The following is a 22,229-nucleotide window of genomic DNA, read 5'->3' as shown; positions in this document are numbered from 1 at the left end:
GGAGGAGAAGTGCGTGGCTTATACGTTTCTCGAAACAAAAAACCCGGCTCGTTTCCGAACCGGGCTTTTGCTTGCTTGAGAAGTAGCTAGTAGCAGTTATTTGCCTTTGCCAGCAGTACCATCCTCGTTGGTTTTCTGCTTGCGCTTCTCTTTTTTGCCTTTGGCGTCCTTGGTCACCATTTTCATCTTCTCAGCAGTAGCCGCCTCGGGCGCCGGAGTTGCGGCGGGGGCTGTTGCCGCAGCGGCCGGAGCCGTTACCGTTTTGCCTTCCAAGTCGAGTTCTACCACTTCGTAGCCTAGCTCAGTTAAGCCAGGGAAAGCCTTGGCCCGGTCGCCGACTACCACAATGTACATGTTGTCGGCGGGCAGGTACTTCTGGGCGCTGGCTTGCAGGTCTTCGCGCTTCAGGTTCTTCAAGATTTCGCTTTGCTGCCGCACATAGTCGTTGGGCAGATCGTACTCGAGCAGGCGGCCCAAGAAGGCCGCTTTCTGCTGGCCGGTTTCATAGCGAAGCGCATCTTGCTGGCCTACCGACGCTTGAAGGAACTGCAGTTCTTCGTCGGTGGCGCCGTTGCGGTAGTTCTTGATTTCGCTCATGAACTCCTTCACCGAGGGTGCCGTGGCATCGGCCCGGACGCCGGCTTGTGCCGTGAACGGACCCACGTAGCGGGAACTCTGGAAGCCAGAACGGGCACCGTAGGTGTAGCCTTTGTCTTCGCGCAAGTTCAGATTGATGCGCGAGTTGAAGGCACCCCCAAGATGTAGTTAGCCAGGTAAGCACGGTAGTAGTCGCCGGTGGCATCGTAGGGCAAGTTGGTTAGGTAGCCCACCCGGATTTCCGACTGCGCGGCCTTGTCTTTGTTTACAAAGTAGATGCGCGTCTTGTCGGGCTGCGAGGCCGGCTGGCCGGCGGGCAGCGTCACGTTCTTGCGGCTCCACGACTTGAGGAAGGCCATGCGCGGCACCACCGTCTTCTGGTCCACGTCGCCTACCAGCGTGAGGTAGCTCACATTGGGCGCGTAGTTCTGGGCGTAGAACTGCTTTACGTCGTCGAGCGTGATGCTCTGCACCGTGGTAGTCGTGCCCGACACCGGCACGCTCATGATGTCGGTGGGGCCGTAGAGCAGGCGTGAATAGGTTTTGTTGGCAATGACTACGGGCTGCGTGTTCTGGTTGGCAATTCCTTCCAGCGTCTGCTTTTTCACCCTATCGAAATCAGCTTGATCGAAACGTGGGTGCAGTAGCACTTCCTCTAGCAGGGTCAGCGTGGCAGGCAAGTTTTTGGTGAGGCTGCTTACGACTATCTGCGTATTGTCGTCGCCACCGTATACCTGGATGATACTGCCGAGGCGGTCGAGGGCGGCGGAGAACTGCTCGCCGGTGTATCTCTGCGTGCCTTCGTTGAGCATGGCGGCCGTAAGGGCTGCTACGCCGGCTTTGTTGGGGTTGGCTTGCTCTAGGCGGTGGCCGCCGCGCAATGTCAGCAACATCGTTACGGTCGGAATTTCGGTGTTACGGTTGCCCATTACCCGCAGGCCGTTCTCGAAGTCTTCGCGCCACACAGCAGGTACTTGCACCACCGGATTCGTGCCGCTCTTGGGCTGCTTGCTCCTATCGAAGCTATCCGTAGCCTTGGCGTATTTCAAACCCGAATAGTCGTCTTTCGGGGCTTGGTAGCCTTCTTTGCTAGGCGTGAAGTTGTTGGCTTTGGCTACTAAGTTGCCAGAGCCCTTGGGCACTACGCTCAGTACTACGGCGTGCTTACCTTTCACATACTTGTTGTAGACGCGCAGCACGTCGGCTTTCGTGAGGGCGCGCAGTTTTTGCAGTTCCTGTGGTAGCCGGTTTGGGTTGCCCGTAAAGGTTTGGAACGAAGCCAATTGGCTTACTTTTCCGCTTACGCTGCTCAGGCCATTGATGAGGTCGGTTTCGCGGCTGGCTTTGAAGCGGGCTACATCGTCGTCGGTAACGCCGTTGCGCTCGAACTCGGCCAGGGTGCGGCGCACCAGCACTTCCATGCTGTCGAGCCCTTTGCCTGGTAAGCTCAAGCTAGTGATGGTGAATTCGCCGGCTAGCTCCGAGGTGGGGTGGTAGGCCTGCGCCTGCACCGCCTTCTGCGTCTTGATGAGGTTCTTGTAGAGCAACGACGTTTTACCACCGCCTATGATTTCAGCCAGGGCGTCAATAGCCACTTCGTCGGGGTGGTACTGCGGCACGGTGGGAAACACCATTTGCAGCATCGGAAAGCGCACATTGTCTTCGTAGCTCACGTAGCGGTCAGCCGTCAGCACCGGTTCGGGCAGCTTCATGTTCTGCACGGCTGGCCCCCGGTTGATGGGCCCGAAGTATTTCTCTACCATTTTCACCACTTCGGCTGGCTTCACGTCGCCACCCACCGTGATAGTAGCATTGTTGGGACCGTACCAGCGCAGAAAGAAGTTTTTCAGGTCATTAACGTCCGACCGGTCTAGGTCTTCGAGGTAACCAATGGTGAGCCAGCTGTAGGGGTGACCGTACGGGTAAAGCGTTTTGGCGATGTTCTCGCCGGCGAGACCGTACGGGCGGTTATCATAGTTCTGGCCCCGTTCGTTTTTCACGGTGGAGCGCTGTACCTCAAACTTTTGTTGCGTTACGGCATCTAGCAAAAAGCCCATGCGGTCGGCTTCTAGCCAGAGCGCCGTTTCGACTTGGTTGTTCGGAATAGTCTCGAAATAGTTGGTCCGGTCGCGGTTGGTGGTGCCGTTGAGCGTGCCGCCCGCCGAGGATACAATCTTGAAGTGCTGCTCGTCGCCTACGTGGTCGGAACCCTGAAACATCATGTGCTCGAAGAAGTGAGCAAACCCCGATTTGCCGATCTGCTCACGTGCCGAACCTACGTGGTACGTCACATCAACGTGGGCCAGCGGGTCGGAATGGTCTTCGTGAATGAGCAGGGTCAGGCCGTTGGACAGCACGTACTTTTCGTACGGAATTACTAGTTCGGTGCCTTTGCGAATCACTTTCTCAACCAGGCGCGTGCCGCCGGTAGTGGTAGCAGTAGGTTTGGCTGCTGGTTTCTGTTGAGCCGTGGCGGGCGGCAGCGCTAAGGCAATCCCAAGGCCAAGCAGCCAAATAGATTTCAAGATCATATGGTATTACTAAAAGAAAAATGAAAACGTAATCGTGAAGTTAAGAGCTAGATAGACGCACCCAAATCCAAAAAGACGCACGGCGCGCAAAGCAGCTTAAGTCTATCTTTCTCACTCAGACCAACAGTAATTCCAATGAAAAGATGAAAGGTAAACTACCGGTCTGGGTCCCAAAGGATATGAATATTGTAAAAAATAGTTACTTCATTACAAATTCATAAAGACAAACGTAGCTTAACTAATAAGATTGGCACTTATATTTGCTGGATTTTGCTGCTGTCATGCTCGTTACCAACCTCGAATACTTGCTCCTTTCTCACCGCCCCGATTTGGGCCAGGTGTTCTTGCGTTGGACTCGTCCGGCTACTTCCGAGGAGCACCGGAGCGGGTATCAAGCAGCACTCGAATTAGCGCAGCGCGAGAAGGTAGGGCGCTGGCTGGTTGACCTGCGCAGCCGCGGCTTGGCCGACCCCATCGATTTTCGTTGGGTGGTTACTTCCTTCCGCGAGCAGCTAACCAGCGCACTTCCCGGCGTTCGGCCTTGCCTCGCCTACCTCGTGCTGCCCTACCACGCCGAGACGCTAAGCCAGCGTTTGGCCGAAGAAATGGCCACTGATTCGGTGTCCGACAGCATGGCCATGCGGGTTTTCACGGAAGAGCAAGCCGCGCAAGAGTGGTTGCAGAGCCGCTCATAAGTAGATTGCCAGGCCTTATCGGCAACTACAGCATCTGTTGTTCAAGTAGTTAGCGCAGTGCTGCTGCGAGGTATAAGCAGTTCCGTTTCTATCATTTGCGACATTTTCGACACCTTGGGGTGCGGGCAACTTTTGTTGCCTATTTCTCCATCTATTCTGTCGTATGCGCATTTCTGTTTCCTGTCTGCTGGTACTCGCGGCACTAGCCGGCTGCCAGAGCAAGTCCACTTCGTCGTCGGAAGCTGGGGGCACGGCCGCCGCTCCTACCGATACCACTATTGTTTCGCCGCCCGATGGGATTACGGCGGCTTACATCGGTGAGCAAACCAAGATATTAGCTTCCGATGAGTTTCAGGGCCGCAAGCCGTTCACGGTAGGCGAAGAGAAAACGGTGGCCTACCTCACCGACCAGTTTCGAAAGCTTGGGTTGAAGCCCGGCCCCGATGGTACTTATTTCCAAAACGTGCCCTTGGTGGAAATTACGGGCCAGCCGGCCCCCACTATGCAAATAAGTGGCGGTAAAGGCGGCCCCATCACGCTCAACTACAAAACCGATTATGTGGCTTTCACGGAGCAGGAAAAGCCCGCCGTGGCGTTGCAAAACTCGGAAATGGTGTTTGCCGGCTACGGCGTGGTCGCGCCCGAATACAAGTGGAACGACTACGCGGGCCTGGATGTGAAAGGCAAAACCGTGGTGGTACTTGTCAATGACCCCGGTAACGCCGGCAACGACACCACCCATTTCAAGGGCAGGGCCATGACCTACTACGGCCGCTGGACTTACAAATATGAGGAAGCCGCCCGCCAAGGCGCCGCCGGCCTGATTATCGTGCACGATACCGAGCCGGCCGCCTATCCGTGGTCGGTGGTGCAAAGCAGCTACTCCGGGGCCAAACTCCGGCCGCAGCGCGCCGATAAGGGCGCTAGCAAATGTGTGATTGAAGGCTGGATGACGTTGGATGCCGCTAAGAAGATGTTTACGGCCGCCGGGCAGTCGTACGAGGAAGCCTATGCCGCGGCCAATAAGCCCGGTTTCAAGGCCCGTACACTTGGTGGCCTTGCCATGAGCACGAGCGTGAAAAACAAGCTGCGCCGCACCGCCTCCAAAAACGTACTGGCCGTGCTGCCCGGCTCCACCCGCGTCGACGAGTACATTATCTACTCCGCGCATTGGGACCACCTCGGCATTGGGGCGGCCATCAACGGCGACTCCATCCACAACGGTGCCGTGGACAACGCCAGTGGCTGCGCTGCGCTGTTGAGTATTGCTAAAGCGTACACGCAGCTACCCAAAGCGCCCGGCCGGAGCATTGTGTTTCTGGCCGTGACTGGTGAAGAGCAAGGCCTGCTAGGTTCGGCCTACTATGCTGCTCACCCCGTGTTCCCGCTCAAGAAAACGGTGGCTGATTTGAACATGGACGCCCTAGCCGCCTTTGGTCCCATGCGCGACCTAACAGTTATCGGCTACGGCCAGTCCGAACTAGACGACTACGCCCGCGACGCGGCCAAAGAGCAGAACCGCTACATCCTGCCCGACCAGCACCCCGAAAAAGGCAGCTTCTACCGCTCCGACCACTTCAGCTTTGCCTTCGTGGGCGTGCCTGCTCTTGATGCCAAAGGTGCCTTCGACAGCCGTGCCCGCGGCAAGGAGTATGCCGCCCAACAGATGCAAGCCTACACCGCCAAAAACTACCACCAGCCCTCCGACGAGTACGACCCCAAGTGGGATTTGCGCGGCATGGAGCAGGATGCGCGCCTACTCTTCCGCATTGGCCAGCGCCTCGCCGAAGAAAGCACCTTTCCCAAGTGGAAGCCCGGCTCCGAGTTCAAGGCTACCCGCGAGAAAAGCCTAGCTAGCAAATAGATAATACCCCATAAGATCTAACCTTCACTTGTTGAAATGTCTGGTGTGTTACTATTGGCACAGTACACGTCATGCTGAGCGCAGTCGAAGCATCTCGCGTGTTGACGTTGAGCATTCATCACGGTTTACCATACTAGCGAGATGCTTCGACTCCGCTCAGCATGACGGATGAGTAGAATGTATATGCAGCAACTACTTTCAGTGAGTCATAAAAAAGAAGCCCTGGCAATATGCGCCAGGGCTTCTTTTTTATGACTATCTACAGCAGGCAACTCAACCTTCAGCCCACTGGTAACGGCGCTGCTTCCATTGGATATAGCCGGGCCAAAGGGTGTAGCCAATCACGGCCAGCGACATGACGCAGAGGTAGGGCTCGTAAAGCAACAGCAGCCCCAACGATTCGCGGCGGCCTACTTGCCGGAGCGTGATGGCCAGGAACAGCGTCTGACACAGAATCTTAGCGGCGTATACCCCAAGCATAAAAAGGGGAGTATGCAAACCAGGCCAAAACAAAAAGGGGTAGAAGATACCGTAGGCCCCAAACAACAACGAAAGTTGGCTAGGGAGCCGGACAGCGCCTTTCATCCAACGCTTACGCTGCCAAAGCAAATGGCGCATGGTGGGTTGCGGTACCGTTACGCCTAGTATGCGTGGGTCGCAGAGGTTGCGGAAGCCCCACCCTTGCGCGACAATCTTGGAGAAGAGTTGCAAATCTTCCGTGATGCTAAAAGCCAATGCCTCATAGCCGCCAATGGACTCGTAGGCTGCCCGCGTAACAAGCATGTTGTTGCCAACCGATGTAACCGGTACGCCGGTGTCAGATAGTAACCGAATGACGTTGAGGCCAAACAGCCAGTCGAGGCCCTGGAGGCGGCCAAACACAGTGCTGTTGGCGGTGGTAATGCCCGTCACGACGCCCACGTTGTTGGTTTCGGTGGCAGCCAGCATGGTTTCCACCCATTCGGGCGCAAGAGCCATGTCGGCGTCGGTGAGCAGAAAGTAGTCGGTGGTGGCGGCGCGGCAGAGGTGAGCCAAGGCGTTGCTTTTGCCGCGAGCCGTGCCCAAGCGGTGCCGCACGCTCAGCAGCTGGAACTGCGGCTTGTCTTTGATGAAGTGCGCCACAACGGCCGCCGTGTTGTCGGTAGACGCATCATCGGCAATCAGGATTTCCATCAACTCCGATGGGTAGTTGAGGCGGGTTAGGGAAGTAAGGCACCGCTCGATGGTCGCTTCTTCGTTGCGCGCCGCAATCAGAATGCTTACTCGGGGCCGGGCTTTGGTACCAGCCGGGGTCGGTTTGGCGAGCAGCAACAACACCAGAAACACAATAAAGAGCCCGAAAAACAAGCCCAAAAAGATAATCGAGAGCAACATAGGCGGCTATATGGGGAATAGGTCGCACCGTTCGAAGCAGGAGAGAAGGTGCAGCCCTGGTTTGCTTAGAGTGTACGGCGCGTAGCTGCTAATGCGTTGTGAGGTAAATGCGTATTTTACTGCTTACGCTGTCCGTATAAACACGCAGTATTTCAAGCACATCGGCAAGCCCAAGCACAACAAAAAGCCCCGGCCACAGAAGCAGCCGGGGCAAAAAGTGCAGGAGAGAAAGTTAAACTCTTGGGTCGGGAATAGCACCGGGGTCGTATCCGGGGTTGATAGGCTGATCGTCGGCAAGCGGCAACGTCACTTTCTCGTTGTCGTCGACGCGCAGCGTGAATATGCCGGCTATGACCATCAGCACCCCGCCCAATACCACCACATTCAGTGGGTCGAGGCTCGGGAACTGTTTCATAATAGCTGGCAAGCCCAACGAAGCGCATACCTGCGGCAGCACAATAAAGGCGTTGAAAACCCCCATAAAGTGGCCCATTTTGTGCGCCGGAATCGAGCCGGCCAGCATAGCATACGGCACCGACAGGATAGAAGTCCAGGCGATACCCACTCCTACCATCGACACGAGCAGCATCCAAGGCTCAGTGATAAAGGCCACCGACATAAGGCCAAGACCACCAGCCGTTAAGCAAACCATGTGGGTTAGTTTGCGGCTCAGTTTGCGAGCAACCCAAGGCAGCATCAGGCTAAACACAGCCGAAATTCCACTGTACATGGCAAAGGCCTCGCCCACGAAATTGGCGCCCTCGTTGAAAGCAGCCGACTTGGAATCGGTGGTGCCGTAGAGGTGCTTGGTAACAGCCAGCGTAGTGAAAATCCACATGCAAAACAGGCCAAACCACGTGAAAAACTGTACCACTGCCAGCTGCTTCATCACCTTGGGCATGTGCAAAGCACCGGAGAAGGTTTCTTTGACGCCCTGCATGAACGTGACCGAACTTTTCTCCCGCTCGAACGCCTCCATGTCTTCGGGTGGGTACTCGGTTGAGGTTAGCACGGTGTAGAGCACGCACAGAAAAAACGCCGCCGCCCCGAGGTAGTAAGCGTACTTCACCGAGTTAGGCACAATCCCGGCAGCGGCTTCATTGGCTACCCCAAATTTGGTGAGCAACGTGGGCAACAACGACGCCACCACGGCCCCCACCCCAATAAAAAACGACTGCATAGCGAAGCCGCTGGTATACTGCTCGTTGGGTAGCTTGTCGCCGACAAACGCCCGGAACGGTTCCATACTGATGTTGATGCTGGCGTCCATGATCCAAAGCATGCCACCCGCAATCCACAACGTGGGCGAGTTGGGCATAATCAGCATGGCTATCGACGCTAAGATGGCGCCCACCAAAAAGAATGGCCGCCGCCGCCCCCAACGAGGGCTCCACGTGCGGTCCGACATGTAACCGATGATGGGCTGCACCAGCAACCCCGTCAGCGGGGCCGCCACCCACAGAATCGGAATGTCGTCGGGGTTGGCGCCGAGGTTCGAGAAGATGCGGCTGGTGTTGGCATTCTGAAGAGCAAACCCGAACTGAATGCCCATGAAACCGAAGCTCATGTTCCAGATTTGCCAGAAGCTCAAACGAGGTTTTGTGCGGGTACTGCTAGGAGCCGCCGCTACGCCGGTTGCCATAAGGTGTGGGAATTTTAGGTGGGGATGCGGTGAAGGGGACAACGAGTAAGATAGCAAAAGAACGTCATGCTGAACAGAGCCGCAGGCAAAGCGGAAGCTCTGGCATGCAGGCATTTCAACAGTATATCGTCATGCTGAGCGAAGCCGGAGGCGGAGTCGAAGCATCTCGCTCGAATCGTTGGGCAAGCGTTGGAGTGTACCACCCTAGCGAGATGCTTCGGCTGCGCTCAGCATGACGTTCTCTTTTTGTTCTTGACTCTGGTCTAGTTGCCTTTCGGCTTGATTTCGAACACGTAAGCGCTCAGCGGGGGCAGGTTGAGCGTGAGGTATTCCGTGGGCGGCGTGTTGTTGAGCAGGTCGGTGTAGGTGCAGAACTGGTCGGGGTTGAGGCCCATGCGCTGGCGCACCTCCCGCGGGATTTGGATGGTTGGCTTCGAGGTTTTGTCGCGGCTGAAGTTGACTACGATTAGCAGGCGCTGGTTGTCGGTGTAGCGCAGGTAGCTATAGACGTGCTTCTGATCGTAGTCTTTGCCGAGGTTGTTGGCGTCTTGCAGCTCGTAGAACTTGCCCTTGCGGATGGCTTCGCTGGAACTGCTCAGGTTGAGTAAGCGGCAATAAAAGTCGCGGAGTTGCTTCTGGCTTTCCGAGAGCTGGCCGCCGTCGAACTTGCCGCCGTTCATCCATTTCTGGTGCTCCGGCACGCCCCAATAGTCGAAGATGGTGGTGCGGCCGTCTTCGCTGGAGAAGCCCTCCGACTTCAGCGCCGGCTCGGCCACTTCCTGCCCCGAGTACAGCATTACCGGGCCCGAGCCCAACGTAGCTGTGACGACCATAGCCGGAATAGCGGTGCGCGGGTCGGTGGCAAAGTCCTTGGAGGCAATGCGTTGCTCGTCGTGGTTTTCAAGGAAGCGCAACATCCGGGACGAGTAGCCGCGGCTTTCCTCTCGCCACACTTTCGTAATTTCCTCGGTGTTGCCGCCCCCGTCATCAGGCGGCGCAGGGCGTCGTAGAGGCCCACTTTGTCATAGAGGAAGTCGAACTTGCCTTTCTCGAAGTAGGTCTGGTACTCCTTGGGGTTGTAGGCTTCGGCAATGAACACGATGTCGGGCTTCACCTTTTTCACCTCCGGAATCACCCACGCCCAAAACTCAACGGGCACCATTTCGGCCATGTCGCAGCGGAAACCATCCACGTCTTTCTTGGCCCAAAACAGCAGAATGTCGCGCATCTTCTTCCAAGTGTCTGGTATCGGCTCGAAGTAAGTTTTGCGGTTGTTTTGGTAATCGACGCCGTAATTGAGCTTCACCGTCTCGTACCAGTCGTTCACGCTCGGCGTGGCCGAAAACACGTCATTACCAGTGGCTTTGGCGGGCGTCTCGGCAAACTTGCCGTCCTCACGCGGGCCGAGGGCCGGGCCTAGCGGGTTGCCTTCTTTGGGTACCACCAAGCTCTGGCCGGGCAGGTAGTAGAAGTTGTTGTTGGGCGCGAAAGCCTTGGTTTTGTCGTCTTGGGCACCGAGGTCGATGACGCCGGCCGGCTTGGCATCCGACTTATAGCTGCGGGCTACGTGGTTCGGGATGAAGTCCATGAGCACTTGCAGGCCGTTGGCGTGCGTGCGCTTGATGAGGGCTTCGTACTCGGTCATCCGGGTTTTCACGTTCACGGCCAAGTCAGGGGCCACGTCGTAGTAGTCCTTGATGGCATAGGGCGAGCCGGCGCGGCCTTTCACGATGTCGGCATCGTCGGGGCCGGGGCCGCCCTGCGCGGTGTAGTCGGTCATGGTGGCGTGCTCAATCACGCCGGTGTACCACACGTGCGAGACGCCCATCTTCTTGATTTCCTGGAGCGCCTTGTCGGTGATGTCGTTGAACTTGCCGGTGCCGTTTTCCTGCACGGTACCGTAGGGTTTGTTGACAGTGGTTTTGTTGCCGAACAAGCGGGTCATCAACTGATAGACGACCAGTTTGTGGTCCTGAGGAACCTCTTCGGTGGTGTTGGGATCCGCAAGGAAGACAGTATCAGACACGGGCTGAGCTATACGCGAAAGTGGAAAAGTAAAAGCGGCCAACGCAAGCATTGCCGGCAAGACAAGTTTCTTCATACGGGGCGGGGGGCAGAAGTTTGCGTGGCTGCGGGCATTTATGCTGGCCCACAGTTAGCGCACACGGTTAGGCGGAAGGCTTACACGGTTCTGGCAAACAGGGAGCCTCGGCGCCTTCTGCCACTAAGAATCGTGAAACCACTATAAATAAAGCGCTATTTCTTTAACTCCACCACCCACGCCGTCCGCCCCGGAATCTTTACGGTTTTCAAATCAGCAATTGCTGCCCCTGTGGTCACTTCCACGCCGGAAGAAAACCCGTTGAGCCGTTCTGCAAACCGCGCCATGTCCACGGTTTTCTCTTCTTTGTTGGAGTTCATCATCACCATCACCGTGCCCGCATCGGAGTAGCGGAAATAGGTGTACACGCCCTGATCGGGGATGAACTGCATGAGCTTGCCAGCGTGCAAAAACTCGTGCGTACGGCGGTAGTTGGCCAGCTTGCTCACGTAATCAAACGCCTCAGCTTCCTGGCCGGAGCGCGACGTGAACAAGTTCTTTTTGTCGCCGGGGAAGCCGCCGGGAAAGTCCTCGCGCACTTTGCCGTCGGGGTTCGAGAAGTTCTTCATCAGCACCTCCGTACCGTAGTAAAGCTGCGGTATGCCGCGGGTGGTGAGCAGCCACGCCAGCCCCATCTTGTACTTGGCGAAGTCCTCCCCTATCACCGAGTAGAAGCGGCTCATATCGTGGTTGTCGAGGAAGACCACATTGCGCATGGGGTTCTCGTAGAGCCAGTCGTCGTGCAGGGTATAGTAGAGCTTGCTGATGCCCTCCGTCCAGCCAGCGTCCTTGGTCAGCGCCTCGTTGATGGCGTATTGCAGCTGAAAGTCGGTGACGCCGGGCAAATTGCTCTTGAACCCGTCGGTAGATGGCAGGATGTTGCGGGCGAAATAGGCCTGCTGCGCCGTGCCTTGCACCCACGTTTCGCCGAACATGCCCAACTGCGGATACTCATCAAGCAACGCTTGGCCCCACTGCATCAGGAAGTTGCGGTCTGAATAAGAGTAGGTGTCGATGCGGTAGGCGTCGATGCCTGTGTTTTCCACCCACCACAGGTTGTTCTGGATGACGTAGGTGGCCACCAGCGGATTGCTCTGGTTGAGGTCCGGCATAGTAGTGTCAAACCAGCCTTCGCCGAACAGTTTCCGGTCGTATTGGGAGCCGTGCGGGTCGTTGAAGGCCGCGTCGCGGAAGGAACTGCGCGTGAAGGTGGGCCACTGGTGAAACCAGTCTTTGGCGGGCTGGTCGCGGAACAGGTAGCTCTCCGAGCCCAGGTGGTTGAGCACCACGTCTTGTACCACCTTCAGCCCGTTCTGGTGGGCGTTGCGGACAAAGCTTCGGTACTCCTCGTTGGTGCCATAGCGGCGGTCCACGGTGTAGTAGTCGGTGAGGGCGTAGCCGTGGTAGCTGGCCTTGGGCTGGTCGTTTTCCACGATGGGCGTGAGCCACAGGGCCGTAGCGCCAAGCGTCTTGAAGTAGTCGAAGTGGTTGGCAATGCCCTTTAGGTCGCCGCCGTGGCGGCTGTACATCGAGTCGCGGGCCGCGGCGGGCGCCTTCATGCCTTTGATGTAGTCGTTTTTAGGGTCGCCGTTCGAGAATCGGTCTGGCATCAGGAAGTAGATGAAATCCTGCGTGCTAAGGCCCTGTACTTGCGTTTTGTCGCCGGGCGTGGAGCGGGCTTTCAGCTCGTAGCTGTAGCTGAAATTCTTGGCTCCTTTAAACTCCAGCTTCAATTGGCCCGGCTTAGCGGTGGGGCTAACAGTAAGGTTAACCACCAAGTAGTTAGGGCTTTCCAGCTTCTGCGTGCCGTCCAGCGTCACGCCTTCGTAGCGCAAGCTAGCCGTGCTATTCGCTATGCCGGGGCCGTGCACTAACAATTGCAGTTTCGGATTCTTCATGCCCACCCACCAGAAAGTTGGGTCAATGCGGGTGATGCCGGCGGGCTTTTTGGCCGGAGCAGTTGGGGAACTGGCTAAGTCAGTGCTAGAATGTGCTTGGGCAACAGGTGCCGCCAACAGACTAGCTACCAGCGCTGGCAGCAGGAAGTGGGACGATTTCATGGGAATTTGGGACTTGAATGGGAGCGGTAAGGTAACAAGCACCTCCGTAGAACCCTAGTATCCTCGGTTGTCGTCGTTTGCCACCACAGGTCACGTACTGTCTAAAAACAGAAAGCCCCACCTTCTGGTAGGGCTTTCGGAAACGAATAAGAAGAGCTAGGAGAGCTTGTTTTATCTCTTACGAGGACGCTATTGCAGCTTGGCCAACCAGAGCGAGGCATTGAGGTGCAGGCGGGGGTGGCTTACGTTTTCGCCCCAGCCGTCGTACACGGTGTTGCCGGGCGAGCCGGTGCCGTCGTCGGCGGGTGAAGAGTCGCCGATGATAACCACGCGGCCCGAGCCGAAGGTGCTGCTGGCAGCCATAGCCAAGTTGTTGCCCTGCGTGGCGGAGCTACGCCAGATTAGGCCCTGCACCGTGCTGTTGGCGGTAGGATTAAGCGTCATGGTGGCGCCGTTGTGGAAGGAGAGCTGCGACACGGCGCCTTGCGAGCCATTCAGGATGGGGTTGGTGCCGGTGCGGACGTTGCTGCTGTTCTCCACAATGTTGTCGAGGTTCACCGTGAAGCCGAAGGGGTTGGCTTGCACCGAGTTGTTCTGCATCAGGTCGTTCCAGATGTCGGGCGAGTCGTAGCCGTCGTTGTTGCGGTCCGAGATGTCATGGTCTGAAATCATAAACAAGCCGCCGCCGTTCTGCACAAACCGCAGGATGGCCGTTTTCTCGGCGGCCGTGAAGATGATGTTGGGCTCATCGACCACGAATACGCTGTAGTAGCTCAGGTCCTGTGGGTTGGCGGTGTTGCCGTAGCTGATAGCCGCGCCAGCCGGTAGCTGCTCCACGGTGTGGCCCTGCTTGGCCAAAGCCACGCCCCACGCCGAAATAGCGCCAGTCCAGTAGCTTTCGGCGGTGGTGCTAGTGATGCCGCTTTGGGCCGGCGACGGGTAGCGCGAAGCCACCCCGCTGTTCACGTCGAGCACCCAATCGGCATTGCCGGCCAGCTCGCCGTGCGAACCGTCGAAGAGAAACTTCTTGCCGCCGGTAGCAGGTGGGGGCGTGGTGCCGCCCCCGCTGCCATACTGCTCCACCGTCACGTTGTCGATGTTGATGCGGTTGGTGCCGCCGGAAATCTTGCGGATTTGCAGCCGTACGCTGCCGCTCAGGTTCACGCTGAACGAGGCCGTGCTCAGCGTAGCGCTGCTGCTCGTGATGGTGCTGCCCACTTTCACATAGGAGCTGCCGCTGTTCTGGCTTACCCATAGCTCCCACTGCGAGCTAGCGTCGGTGCCATACGTCGCATGGTCAACCGTCACGACGCCCGCGCCCGTAGTGGTATTGAAGTTCATGCCGACTGTGCCCACGTTGCGCACCCGCACCGATTGGCTGCCGGTTTTGGCGTCGGCGGTGGTGTTGCCGAGTAGGGCGTCATTCAAGGTCCAGGAGCCAGAGCCGAGCGTGACGGAGCCGGTGGTGTAGGCGGTTTTGGTGCCGGCTTCAAAACTCTCCGGGAATCCTGCGGCGCTAACATCAGCAGCGGCAGTGGTTACGCTAGGAGCGGCGCTTGGCATAGGCTCTACTTTAGAGCAAGCAACCGACAGTGTCAGTAGCGCGGTGGCAAGTAAAGGAGTGAACTTCATCTAAGCTTGTTTAGGGTTGAGGTTGGAGTAGGACAAGAGCGTAAAACTACCTAGGCAATCAGCCAGTTAGACCAAAATGGATGTTACGGTTGTGTCAACTTACAACAGTTTTTCAGTCTTGGCCCTGTGCAGACTGCTCCATATAGTCATATGAATTAGTCTATTTATACCTGTATCCCTCCAACCTGACAGCTCTGCTTTTCAAACCACAAAACGCCGAGTAGCTACCCCTTGCATGTGTTTTCCGGCTGCCGTAAGTGCGGCTGATTTTGCCCTTGATTTTCCGATGGTTCCGCTTGGGGCATACGCAGGCGCACCTAGTACGCTTTGTTTTTCACTTGGAATGTCCGCACCTTGGCCGGCGCTTGCCCCGAACGTATTGCTGTGCTGGCCGTATGCCGGGGCTGTGGGTGGCTTGGTTGAGCTACCTTTTCTCTGACCTCCTTTTTCAATGGCTTTCGAATTTAAACCCTACTCTCCCGCTGCCGAATTCACGACGCAGGCGGCGTACTTCTCCATGGAATTTGCCCTGGATCAGGCCCTCAAAACGTATTCCGGGGGCCTCGGCTTCTTGGCGGGCTCGCACATGCGCTCGGCCTACGAACTCAAGCAAAACCTGGTGGGCATTGGCATTCTGTGGAGTTTCGGCTACTACGACCAAGGTCGCAACGAAGACCAAACCATGCGCGCCGACTTCCGTCAGAAGTCGTATTCCTTCCTCGAAGACACCGGTATCACCTTCCCCATCACCATCCACGATGTGGATGTGCACGTGAAGGCCCTCTACTTGGCTCCCGACACGTTCGGTACGGCCCCGATGTTCTTCCTGACCACCGACATTCCCGAAAACGACTTTATCTCGCGCACCATCTCCCACCACCTCTACGACGCCGACACGGCCGCTCGTATCGCGCAAAGCATCTTGCTCGGCGTAGGTGGCGGTAAGCTGCTCGACTTGTTGGAGCTGAACGTGGATGTGTACCACCTCAACGAAGGCCACGGTCTGCCGCTGGCGTTCTACCTCTACGAAAAGCACGGTCGTCAGCTCGAAGAAGTGCGTAAGCGTCTGGTATTCACCACGCACACGCCCGAGCTAGCCGGCAACGAGGAGCACCCGCTGCAACTGCTGGCGAAGATGTCGTTCTTCGGGTCGGTGCCCGCCGAGGAAATCACCCGCGTAGCGGGCGTGGAAAACGGCCAACTAAACTACACGCTTACCGCCCTGCGCTTTTCGCGCCTCTCCAACGGCGTAAGCAAAGTGCACGGCACCGTTGCCAACGAAATGTGGGGCAGCAACAAAGGCATCTGCCCCATTATTGCCATCACCAACGCCCAAAACGGCACCTACTGGCGCGACCAGCAACTGCACGCCGCCCTAGAAGCCAACGACGATACGGCTCTACTCGCCCGCAAGCGCAAGCTGAAAAAGCAACTCTTCGACATCGTAGCCGACCAAACCGGCACTCTGCTCAACCCCGACGTACTAACCGTAGTGTGGGCCCGCCGATTCGCCGGCTACAAACGCGCCGACCTGATTTTGCGTCATTTCGAGCGGTTCCTTGGCATCATCAACAACACTGACCGTCCCGTGCAAGTGCTGTGGGCTGGCAAGCCCTATCCCAAGGACTACGGCGCCATCGGCCTGTTCAACGACATCATCCGCAAAGTTAAGCCGCTCAACAACTGCGCTGTGCTAACGGGTTATGAGCTAACCCTATCCGGCTACCTCAAGCGTGGTTCCGATATCTGGCTGAACACGCCCCGCTACCCCCGCGAAGCCTCCGGCACCAGCGGCATGACTGCCGCCATGAACGGTTCCGTCAGCCTCAGCATCGCCGACGGTTGGGTTCCCGAATTTGCTCGCCACGGCGAAAACAGCTTCATCATCCCCCACACCGACCCCTACCAGGCCGACAATGTTAAGGACGACATCGAGGCAACTAGCCTGCTCGATGTGCTGGAAAACGAAATCGTGCCGCTCTACTACGGCCAGCCCGATAAGTACTTGGAAGTTGTGAAAACCGCGATGCGCGAAGTAGAACCCGAGTTCGAGTCGCACCGCATGGCTACCGAATACTACCAGAAGCTGTACAACGCCAAGTAGCCCAAGACGTAATTAACGGCTAAAAAGACTAGTGGCTAAAGAATTGGTTTCCCTCATTGAAACAAGGGAAGCCAGTTCTTTAGCCACTAGTCTTTTCGTTGGCTTCAGACCTTAGCTGCTAGTACATCGCTCAAGACTGCCCATACGTTGTCCGCCAGAATCTTCTGGCCGGCGGCATTGGGGTGCACACCATCGGGGAGGTTTAGCTCGCGGCGTCCGATTACTCCTTGCAGCAAGAACGGCACGAAAGGCACGCTGTTCTTCTCGGCTAATTCACGAAATAAAGCCTTGAATTCGAGTGCATAACGGGCCATACGGTGGCCACCTAACGGACCCAAGTCGAAGGGAAACTCCAGCCCCACCAGCACAATGCGGGCCTCCGGGTACTTGAGCTTTACTTGGTCGATGATGGTTTGCATGTTTTGGGTGGTTTCGCGGACCGGGATGCCACGCAGGCCGTCGTTAGCGCCCAACGCCAGCACGAATACATCAACGGGTTGGCGGTTCAGCACGCTGGCAAGGCGCAGTCGGCCGCCCGCGCTAGTCTCGCCGCTTACGCCGTAGTTAAAAGTCTTGTAGGGTAAGTCCAGCGAGTCAATCCGCTGCTGGAGCACACTCGGAAAGGACGCGCTGGCGGGTAGCTGATAGCCGGCCGTCAGGCTGTCACCGAAGAAAATTATGTTTTGCATAGAAAAGAAAAGCAGTGGAAAGACCTGCGCAACGCGCAGCACTTAGCGCAAGCAGCCATGCCAGCTCAGGCAAAGCAACTGCCAAGCAGTAAAGTGAAAAGCGAAGATGGTGCGGGAAGAAACCTAGGAATGCGGGGTCGCCGACGCTGCCTAGGTGCTACAAAACAAACGGCTAGGCGGCGTTGCAGGTTCCTGTTGCGACCTGCTTCTAATACCCTACAAAAAGACCTCGGGTCCGACTTCACGAAGAGGCCGGGCCCGAGGTCTTTTTGCAATAAAACGTACGTCTGTCCTACAACGAGAGAGCTACATGCGTGCGAAGTGCGTAGTTGCCAACCGAACGCCTTCCTCGGTGCATAAGCCGCGCACATAGTAGAAGAAGATGTTGCGGTACACGTCGGCCAGATTGGTGTGGTCGGGCGGGAAAACGTCCTCGTTTACGATGAGACTAAACTGCGCCAGCATGATACGCGCAATAAACGGGGCATCGAGGTCAGCGCGAAACTGTCCCTCCACAATGCCTTCTTGCAACAGCTGGGTCAGCAGCGGATACGAATACTGTTGCAAATACTGCTGAACAGTTTCCCAAGCCTGCGGATACTGGTCGCGCATCACATGGTAATCGTAGTGGGGAGACCGGCGAAGCTCGTGCAGACTATGATGGAGCAACGCCAGCAAACATTCCACCGGCGTACCCAAGTTGCCAAACAACTGGTCGTGCTCGTACCGCTGCCGCTCTATGTTGCGTCGAACAACCTGTGTTATCAACTCAGCCTTAGAACCAAACTGAAAGCGAAACGCTGCTAAATCGAGGTCGAGGGCGGCGGCTAGTTGCTCCTCGTGTACCAATCCTAGCCCTACAGACCGGAACAGTAAATTTGCTTTATCAAGTAATTGATGGAGTACTACTTGCTCCATAGAACAAATTGGGTTGGGTGGGAATACAACTCGTTACTAACGCTGCTAATACAAGCAAATAGTATTCCTAACTGGTTTTATTTTTCAATACCCAACTAGTCTAAAAGCCCCAATCCGAAGAAAAAAAGCAGCTGCAGCATGTACACGAAGGGGGCTAAGTCGTTGCGCTTCACGAAGTCGGAGCGGTTGAAAAACACTTGCAGAATAAGAGATACCGCGAACCATCCCTTGAAGTTTTGAAGCGGAATAACATCGAAGCGCCACTGCCAGAAGTTGTAGCGCACGGCTATGGGCTCTAGGCAAGCATCGAGCCCTACCATGAGCAAGGCAGCCACTAACGCGCGCCCAAAAGCTGGCAGCGGCAGGTAGCGCGTCAGAACACCGGTTGTGTACGTGAGCATCAGCCAGTTAACGCCTACTAGCAGCGGTACACCCATCCACTGTGGCCCTAAGGTAGGACCGTATTTGTAGAAGCCGAATACCAACCCAGTGCGGACGCCAACTACTTCCACAAAGAAGCCGACAGCCGCTGTTACCAAGCAAAACCACGCAAACGCCACACTGCGGTTGGGCTGAAATGCCAGCAACAACCCCACCGTGAGCAACAGATTCAAGGGTACGAATTGCAAGTAGAAGGCTGGGTTATCAGAGAAACCCAGCCCCAAGAAGCCCGTGATATGAAACAGAAGCAGCACCCCTTGCGCAATCCGTAGCCGCCGTTGTTGGGCACTTACTTGTGTTGCTGCCGGGGCCAAATATTGTTGAGTCGGGTCAGGCATGAAAAAGAAAATGGATTATGAATCTCAAACAGAGAATTTTGAATTGACTTTTAACTCAAACGTGTACGGCTACAAGAGCAGCACGAAGTCAACCCAGAGCACAGAGTTCTTAACTCATAAGTAAGTCAGAAACGATTCGGGCAGAAAGCAGGCAAAGCGGAATGCCGCCCCCGGGATGCACCGAGCCGCCGCAAAAGTACAGCCCTTCCAACTTACGCGAAAAGTTGGGGTGGCGCAGGAAAGCCGCCAACTGGTTGTTGCTGGAGCTACCGTACAAGGCCCGCCAAACGACGACGTACGCTCGGCAATGCCCGGCGGGTCCCAGACGTGCTCGGCCCTGATGAGCGGCGCCACGTCAGTATCAAGGGCTTTACTTACGCGTGCCAGCACGGCTTGTCGGGTTTGGTTGATAAGGGCCGGCCAGTCCTGCCCCTGGTTATGGGGTACGTTCACCATCACAAACCAGTTTTCGTGGCCGGGCGGCGCATCGGTGGGTGTGTGCCCGCTCGTGATGTTGACGTACACCGTTGGGTCGGTGCTAACCGTCTTTTGCTGGAAAATGGCCTCGAATTCCTGCTGATAGTTTTCCGAGAAAAAGATGTTGTGCACCCCCAGCTCCGTAAACCGCCGTGCCACTCCCCAGTAGAAAATCAGGGCCGAAGACGAGCGGGGTTGGCTTAGCGTGCGCTCCGGTGCGGGCTGTGTAGGCAGCAAGCGCCGGTACGTAGGCACCACATCCATGTTGCTGATTACCAACCCGAAATCATAAACATCTTGCGTGGTCCGGACACCGGTTACACGGCCATCAGCCGTCAGGATTTCCAGTACGGGTTCTTGGTAGCGAAACTGCACGCCCAACTCTTCGGCCAGCCGAACCAAGCTTTGCGCAATGGCATAGATGCCGCCTTCCGGGTAGTATGCACCCAGCCCATGCTCTAGGTGCGGAATCATGCTGAGCGTGGCCGGTGCTTGGTACGGGTCGGAACCGTTGTAGGTGGCAAACCGGTCGAAGAGCTGCACAAGGCGCGCATCCTGCGGGAAAGCCGACTGGTGCCGTTGGTGCATGGTTTCCAGCAAGCCCAGCTGCGGCACAGCGGCCAGTGCTTTCAGCACTTCGGGGCTGAGGTAGGTCTTGGCCCGGTGCAACGACTTTTGCAGAAACGTGCCCGCCGTAGCTGAATAGGAACGCCGGCTGCGTGCAAGAAAAGCCAGCACGTCGGCGGCCGGTACTTGAAGCTTGGTTTCCACTTCGGCGGCAAACTTCTGCTCATCGGCCCAGGCCGTGAGGCGGGTACCATCGGCGAAGAAGTACTGCGTAATAGGGTCGAGGCGCTGGTAACGGAAATAGTCGTGGGGATTACGACCAGCTAACTCAAATAGCTCATCGACGAGGTGTGGTAGCGTAAACAACGACGGCCCCCCATCGAACCGGTAGCCACCAGGCAGTTCTAATTGGTGCATCTTGCCCCCAAACGATTCCTGCGCCTCAAATACCGTAACGCGGTGCCCCCGCACGGCCAACCGAACCGCCGTAGCAATACCGGCTATGCCCGCCCCAACGACGGCAACGGGTTGAGAGGAAGGAGAAACGTAGTTTTTATTGCGGGCCACAGATTTCACTTAAGATAGACTTGTTATATCTACAACCCGCAAAGCCCACTTTATTCTTGACGGAGACAAATCAAAATGTGTTGAGCCAATTTACGTTCTGCTGAGTCTCAAATCGGTGAGCTGCTAGAATACACATAAACCAAGGTTTTGCTTGAGCTACTGCGCTTCAGGGACACGGTCTGCTTGGGCTACGAAGCCATCTGAATTCAGATAATGCTTCGTACCCATTTTTTTAACTCAGATGAATATAAGGGCTGAGCTAGCTCCCTTATCTAATATGAGTGCGGCTCTTACTCCACAGCCAGCACTAAGCCTTTCAGATACTCGCCCTCCGGGTGGAACAAGCTCACGGGATGGTCGGCGGGTTGGGTAAGGCGGTGCAGGATGCGGGCAGGTCGACCAGCTTCGATGGCCGCCGCCAACACAGCGCCCTCAAACAACTCAGCTGATACCACTTGCGAGCAACTGAACGTGAACAGCAACCCACCCGGTGCAATCTGTTTGATACCAGCCGCATTCAGGCGCTTGTAGCCCATCAGGGCATTGTGGCGGGCCGAAAGGTGCTTGGCAAAAGCAGGCGGGTCGAGCACGATAAGGTCGTATTGTTCTTCACTGGCTTTCAGGAAGCTAAATACGTCTTCGGCATAGGCGGCGTGCTTGCTTTCGAGGCCGGTAAGGGCGGCATTACGCTCGGTTAGCTCGATGGCCTTCTTGCTGGAATCCACGGAATGCACCAGCTCGGCGCCGGCCTGCAACGCGTAGGAGCTGAAGCCGCCGGTGTAGCAGAACGTGTTGAGCACGCGGCGGCCGGGCGCGTAGCGGGCCAGCAAGCTGCGGTTGTCGCGCTGATCGATAAAGAAGCCAGTCTTCTGACCGGTTTCCCAATCCACGGCGAAGGGGTGGCCGTTTTCCTGCACGATATGCTCGGCGCCGGAGCTTTCGCCGAACAAGTAGCCGTTTTGCGCTCCGGGCGCGGCCTTAGCGGGTACCGTTTCGGCACTCTTGTCGTAGATGGCGCGGAGGTTGGGAATCACGGTTTGCAAGGCAGCCGCAATGAGGGGTCGGGCCTTGTACATGCCCGCGCTGTGGGCCTGTACCACGGCTACGTCGCCGTACACATCAATGATAAGGCCGGGCAGGCCGTCGCCCTCGGCGTGCGTGAGGCGGTAAACGTTGGTGGTGCCGGTACCCGTGAGGCCCAGGCCCTGCCGGAGCTGGTAGGCATTCCGAATACGAGATTCCCAAAAGCCGGCGTCGGGCAGTTGGGCAGCAGGACCAAAGTCCAGCATGCGCACGGCAATAGACCCGGGAGCATAATGGCCCATGCCTAGTATTTCGCCGTTGGCAGCTTGCACCATCACTACTTCGCCTTCTATCACCTCGCCCTGCATGCGAGCAATGGCCCCGGAAAACACCCACGGGTGACGACGACGAAGAGACTGATCTTTACCGGGCTTAAGAGTGACGGTAGCGGGCATGGTGCGGGAAATCAAACAAACAAGAAAACGCAAATGTACGCCAAAGCCATTTGGCCTTCTCCAACTACCGCTATTCCTTTGGGAAAGACTACCTAGCAAATCGGTGGTCTACCGCGAACGGCAAGCAGCGGGTTTGCTTGCCTACCCAAAAGCA

14 protein-coding genes and 1 pseudogene are annotated in these 22,229 nt (G+C 56.7%); 3 read left to right on the top strand and 12 right to left on the bottom strand.

Annotated features, from left to right (window positions below; genetic code table 11):
• Positions 1-96: 96 nt before the first annotated feature.
• A pseudogene (locus tag MUN86_RS22840) lies at positions 97-3,128 on the bottom strand (M16 family metallopeptidase).
• Between the two features lie 281 nt (positions 3,129-3,409).
• Here MUN86_RS22840 and MUN86_RS22835 point away from each other — a divergent pair.
• Together MUN86_RS22835 and MUN86_RS22830 are read left to right on the top strand one after the other, a co-directional pair.
• On the top strand, positions 3,410-3,823 hold the full coding sequence (locus MUN86_RS22835) for a hypothetical protein (protein ID WP_245120265.1): 414 nt from the start codon (positions 3,410-3,412) through the stop codon (positions 3,821-3,823).
• A gap of 163 nt (positions 3,824-3,986) precedes the next feature.
• Complete coding sequence (locus MUN86_RS22830) at positions 3,987-5,687, top strand: M28 family metallopeptidase (protein WP_245120264.1); 1,701 nt, start codon at positions 3,987-3,989, stop codon at positions 5,685-5,687.
• 273 nt (positions 5,688-5,960) lie between these two features.
• Here MUN86_RS22830 and MUN86_RS22825 read toward each other — a convergent pair whose 3' ends face one another.
• The 6 genes from MUN86_RS22825 to MUN86_RS22805 all read right to left on the bottom strand — a co-directional run bounded on the left by MUN86_RS22825 (position 5,961) and on the right by MUN86_RS22805 (position 14,496).
• On the bottom strand, positions 5,961-7,061 hold the full coding sequence (locus MUN86_RS22825; protein ID WP_245120263.1) for a glycosyltransferase: 1,101 nt from the start codon (positions 7,059-7,061) through the stop codon (positions 5,961-5,963).
• A gap of 232 nt (positions 7,062-7,293) precedes the next feature.
• Entirely contained in the window at positions 7,294-8,703 is a 1,410-nt protein-coding gene (locus MUN86_RS22820) for an MFS transporter (RefSeq protein WP_245120262.1), read from the bottom strand.
• 263 nt (positions 8,704-8,966) lie between these two features.
• On the bottom strand, positions 8,967-9,617 hold the full coding sequence (locus MUN86_RS32495) for an alpha amylase C-terminal domain-containing protein (RefSeq protein ID WP_375379511.1): 651 nt from the start codon (positions 9,615-9,617) through the stop codon (positions 8,967-8,969).
• Complete coding sequence (locus MUN86_RS22815) at positions 9,500-10,729, bottom strand: alpha-amylase family glycosyl hydrolase (RefSeq protein ID WP_311181761.1); 1,230 nt, start codon at positions 10,727-10,729, stop codon at positions 9,500-9,502. Before MUN86_RS22815 ends, MUN86_RS32495 begins: the two co-directional genes overlap by 118 nt.
• Positions 10,730-10,959: 230 nt before the next feature.
• A complete protein-coding gene (locus tag MUN86_RS22810; RefSeq protein ID WP_245120261.1) occupies positions 10,960-12,864 on the bottom strand; it encodes a glycoside hydrolase family 13 protein in 1,905 nt (634 codons plus the stop codon).
• A gap of 189 nt (positions 12,865-13,053) precedes the next feature.
• A complete protein-coding gene (locus tag MUN86_RS22805) occupies positions 13,054-14,496 on the bottom strand; it encodes a hydrolase (RefSeq protein ID WP_245120260.1) in 1,443 nt (480 codons plus the stop codon).
• A 451-nt stretch (positions 14,497-14,947) separates the two neighbouring features.
• Between MUN86_RS22805 and glgP the strand changes: the two genes are divergently transcribed.
• On the top strand, positions 14,948-16,600 hold the full coding sequence (gene glgP / locus MUN86_RS22800; protein ID WP_245120259.1) for an alpha-glucan family phosphorylase: 1,653 nt from the start codon (positions 14,948-14,950) through the stop codon (positions 16,598-16,600).
• 104 nt (positions 16,601-16,704) lie between these two features.
• On the opposite strand, the gene MUN86_RS22795 is transcribed toward glgP, so the two are convergent.
• The 5 genes from MUN86_RS22795 to MUN86_RS22775 form a co-directional block, all read right to left on the bottom strand.
• The gene (locus MUN86_RS22795) at positions 16,705-17,289 is read right to left on the bottom strand and encodes an arylesterase (protein WP_245120258.1); all 585 of its coding nucleotides are present in this window, start codon (positions 17,287-17,289) and stop codon (positions 16,705-16,707) included.
• A gap of 306 nt (positions 17,290-17,595) precedes the next feature.
• Positions 17,596-18,207 (bottom strand): TetR/AcrR family transcriptional regulator, encoded by a 612-nt coding sequence (locus MUN86_RS22790; protein WP_245120257.1) that lies wholly within the window; start codon positions 18,205-18,207, stop codon positions 17,596-17,598.
• A gap of 95 nt (positions 18,208-18,302) precedes the next feature.
• Complete coding sequence (locus tag MUN86_RS22785; RefSeq protein ID WP_245120256.1) at positions 18,303-18,986, bottom strand: carotenoid biosynthesis protein; 684 nt, start codon at positions 18,984-18,986, stop codon at positions 18,303-18,305.
• 114 nt (positions 18,987-19,100) lie between these two features.
• Complete coding sequence (crtD, locus tag MUN86_RS22780; RefSeq protein WP_311181758.1) at positions 19,101-20,597, bottom strand: 1-hydroxycarotenoid 3,4-desaturase CrtD; 1,497 nt, start codon at positions 20,595-20,597, stop codon at positions 19,101-19,103.
• 290 nt (positions 20,598-20,887) lie between these two features.
• Positions 20,888-22,075, bottom strand: coding sequence for a class I SAM-dependent rRNA methyltransferase (locus MUN86_RS22775; protein ID WP_245120255.1), 1,188 nt, complete (start codon positions 22,073-22,075; stop codon positions 20,888-20,890).
• Between the last annotated feature and the right edge of the window lie 154 nt (positions 22,076-22,229).

The sequence above is a fragment of the Hymenobacter volaticus genome (genome assembly GCF_022921055.1).
In the GTDB taxonomy this organism is placed as follows: domain Bacteria; phylum Bacteroidota; class Bacteroidia; order Cytophagales; family Hymenobacteraceae; genus Hymenobacter; species Hymenobacter volaticus.
Note: the sequence above shows the minus strand (reverse complement) of the source record. Positions and strands in the feature narration are given on the sequence as shown.

What these genes read in the sequence shown, in the direction of transcription:
- MUN86_RS22835 (WP_245120265.1), top strand. Translation starts at nt 3,410, where the DNA reads ATGCTCGTTACCAACCTCGAATACTTGCTCCTTTCTCACCGCCCCGAT.
- MUN86_RS22830 (WP_245120264.1), top strand. Translation starts at nt 3,987, where the DNA reads ATGCGCATTTCTGTTTCCTGTCTGCTGGTACTCGCGGCACTAGCCGGC.
- MUN86_RS22825 (WP_245120263.1), bottom strand. Translation starts at nt 7,061, where the DNA reads ATGTTGCTCTCGATTATCTTTTTGGGCTTGTTTTTCGGGCTCTTTATT.
- MUN86_RS22820 (WP_245120262.1), bottom strand. Translation starts at nt 8,703, where the DNA reads ATGGCAACCGGCGTAGCGGCGGCTCCTAGCAGTACCCGCACAAAACCT.
- MUN86_RS22810 (WP_245120261.1), bottom strand. Translation starts at nt 12,864, where the DNA reads ATGAAATCGTCCCACTTCCTGCTGCCAGCGCTGGTAGCTAGTCTGTTG.
- MUN86_RS22805 (WP_245120260.1), bottom strand. Translation starts at nt 14,496, where the DNA reads ATGAAGTTCACTCCTTTACTTGCCACCGCGCTACTGACACTGTCGGTT.
- glgP (WP_245120259.1), top strand. Translation starts at nt 14,948, where the DNA reads ATGGCTTTCGAATTTAAACCCTACTCTCCCGCTGCCGAATTCACGACG.
- MUN86_RS22795 (WP_245120258.1), bottom strand. Translation starts at nt 17,289, where the DNA reads ATGCAAAACATAATTTTCTTCGGTGACAGCCTGACGGCCGGCTATCAG.
- MUN86_RS22790 (WP_245120257.1), bottom strand. Translation starts at nt 18,207, where the DNA reads ATGGAGCAAGTAGTACTCCATCAATTACTTGATAAAGCAAATTTACTG.
- MUN86_RS22785 (WP_245120256.1), bottom strand. Translation starts at nt 18,986, where the DNA reads ATGCCTGACCCGACTCAACAATATTTGGCCCCGGCAGCAACACAAGTA.
- MUN86_RS22775 (WP_245120255.1), bottom strand. Translation starts at nt 22,075, where the DNA reads ATGCCCGCTACCGTCACTCTTAAGCCCGGTAAAGATCAGTCTCTTCGT.